Origin of the sequence: Blautia sp. An249, assembly GCF_002159835.1 — a bacterium.
GTDB classification, from domain to species: domain Bacteria; phylum Bacillota; class Clostridia; order Lachnospirales; family Lachnospiraceae; genus Blautia_A; species Blautia_A avistercoris.
The window spans coordinates 1-2729 of sequence record NZ_NFJL01000053.1 but is presented as its reverse complement, the minus strand read 5'-3'; the positions used below and the strand labels follow the sequence as shown (position 1 = coordinate 2729).

2 protein-coding genes and 1 other RNA gene are annotated in these 2729 nt (G+C 41.6%); all 3 read left to right on the top strand.

Annotation, left to right across the window (positions count from 1 at the left end):
• Window positions 1–116 precede the first annotated feature (116 nt).
• Window positions 117–294: non-coding RNA, 6S RNA (ssrS, locus tag B5F53_RS19390), on the top strand.
• Between the two features lie 95 nt (window positions 295–389).
• Window positions 390–1454 (top strand): aldose epimerase family protein, encoded by a 1065-nt coding sequence (locus B5F53_RS19385; RefSeq protein WP_087227124.1) that lies wholly within the window; start codon window positions 390–392, stop codon window positions 1452–1454.
• 202 nt (window positions 1455–1656) lie between these two features.
• Window positions 1657–2616 (top strand): YihY/virulence factor BrkB family protein, encoded by a 960-nt coding sequence (locus B5F53_RS19380; protein ID WP_087227122.1) that lies wholly within the window; start codon window positions 1657–1659, stop codon window positions 2614–2616.
• Window positions 2617–2729: the final 113 nt, after the last annotated feature.

Genomic DNA, 2729 nt, shown 5'->3' with positions numbered 1-2729 from the left:
GGAATTACCTGAAAAATGAGAGAATTTTATCAAAAAAGGCCCGGAAAGAATTTTTTATTGAATTCCTGCGTATACTAGAGTATAATAAATGATAGAAATAGAAAGGTTGTCAGATAATAATCCTGGAATGTGCGAGCACCCTTCTATTTTGAACCTACATCTATTTTTATGGGACTCCAATATTGTTAATAGGATGTCAGACCTCACGTCGTGGTAGGCAGAGTATTAATTGAGGAAACCCACCTAGCTTCCGGCTAGGCGTCAAAATAACGGGAACGGCATTCTGGGTATTCTAAAAAAATATATTAGGAGCGTGTCCCAAAACCCAGATTTTATTGGTGTTTTCGGACACGCTTTTTCTGTATACCTTTCAGAAAAGGGAGGAAATTATGAGTATTACAAAAAGAGAATTCGGAAAACTGGAATCAGGGGAAGAAGTATCTGTATATCAGATTAAGAATGAATCCGGCGCTTACATAGAAGTTACAGACTACGGCGCTATTTTACGCTGCATCTGTGTTCCGGACAAAGACGGAAACCTTCAGGATGTGGTTTTGGGATACGATAAGCTGGAGCAGTATTTTGTAAACGGCTGCTACTTCGGTTCCACCATCGGAAGAAACGGAAACCGGATTGCAGGCGGAAAGGTTCCTGTAAACGGACAGGTATATCAGATGCCTCAGAATGAAAATGAGAATAATCTTCACAGTGGTCCTGATGGATATGAGAAACAACTGTGGAAGGTAAAAGAAGTTTCTGAGGAAGAAAACGCAGTTACCTTTACCAGAATGAGCCCGGATAAAGAGCAGGGACTTCCCGGAAACTTTGAAGTAGCGGTTACGTATCAGTTTACCGGTGACAATGAAGTGAAGATTCATTACCAGGGTGTCAGCGATCAGGATACGCTGGTAAATATGACCAATCATTCCTACTTTAATCTTTCCGGACATCAGAGCGGAACGGTAGCCGACCAGTATCTGTGTATGCGTTCCGAAGAGTTTACACCGGTTATAGACAGCAAATCTATACCTACTGGAGAATACGCAAAGGTTGCCGATACGCCTATGGATTTCAGAACAGAGAAGAAAATCGGTCAGGATGTGGATGCTGATTATGAACAGTTAAAGATGACCGGAGGATACGATCATAATTTCATGCTGATGGATTATCAGCCCGGAAAGGTAAGAAGCGTAGCCAAAGCATATGCGCCGGATACAGAGATTGTTATGGAAGTACTTACCGATACGCCGGCCGTACAGTTTTATTCCGGAAACTTTGTAGAAAGAGAAGAAGGAAAGAACAATGCGGTATACACCAAGAGATCCGGATTCTGTCTGGAAACACAGTTTGAGCCGGACGCTGTAAATCAGAAAAATTTCCATTCACCGATTCTGAAAGCCGGAGAAAAATACGATAGCACCACCATTTATCGTTTCAGCGTAAAAAAAGACTGAGAGCAAAAAGAAACCTCTGAGTCAGAGTAATTAAGATACCAATGAAAGACTGCTGCGGAATAAGAAGAACGACTTCAAAAGCCGCAGCAGATTTTTATTTCATAGAAGCCGTATTTCATAAGAAACCTTGCAAGAAAAGAAAAACCGTGCTATATTCTTAATTTGAAACAGAGAAAACAAACTCCGGGAGAGGAGGGATGTATTGGAAAATGGAAAGAAGGTCCTGGAATCTGTCCGGGGATTTATAAAACGAACCAATGAAGATCATGTGGGAGCTTATTCCGCCCAGGCAGCGTATTTCCTTATTTTATCATTTATCCCGTTTGTGCTGTTTCTGGCCTCTCTTGTGAAATATACACCTCTGACTTATACGATTGTACAGGATGCGATTATCAGCTTTTTGCCGGAAAGTGTGCAGGGCGTGATACTCAGTATTGTACAGGAAATTTTTAACCGGAATTCGGCAATAGTGCCCCTGACCGTTGTAACGGCTCTGTGGGCTGCGGGGAAAGGCTGCCAGGCTATGATTAACGGATTAAACACCATTTATCATGTAAAAGAAACCCGTAACTGGCTTTTAACCAGGATTCGCTCGGTCTTCTATACCCTGCTTTTTGTGATTGCTCTGGTCACCAGTCTGACTTTGCTGGTACTGGGAAACCGAATACAGAAATATATCTCCGTCTATCTGCCCTTTGTGGGAAGGATTTTAGGACAGATATTAAACACCCGAACCTTCCTGGTATTTATTGTATTGCTGTGTGTTTTTTTATTTTTGTATAAAATGCTGCCTAACCGAAAAGCCACTTTAAAAAGCCAGATGCCGGGAGCGCTTTTGACAGCCATGGCCTGGATGGTATTTTCCTACTTTTTTTCTCTTTATTTTACTTTTTTTCCAAACTTCAGCAATATGTACGGAAGCCTGACTGCGATTATTATGATTATGCTGTGGCTCTATGTATGTATGAATATTGTCCTCTACGGGGCGGAGATCAACGCCTATTATGAAAAGGACTTCCGCCAGGCTCAGGAGATGGCAAAAGAGTTTCTGGAGAAAGGCAAAGATGAAAAAGAGATGGAACTGGAGGATGTCTTTGACCGGATTTTCGAGGAGGAGCAGAAAAAAAAGAAAGAAAAATCACAGAAACGGAAGGAATCCTGAAATCTGCTACTTGACAGAATTTCTTTTTACAGATAAAATCCCGTCTTTGACAGTTGATGAAGGAGAAAATCGCTGTATCCCTTGTATTTACTGGGCTACAGCGATTTTTACCG

Coding starts and splice junctions, on each gene's coding strand:
- B5F53_RS19385 (WP_087227124.1), top strand. CDS start 390: ATGAGTATTACAAAAAGAGAATTCGGAAAACTGGAATCAGGGGAAGAA.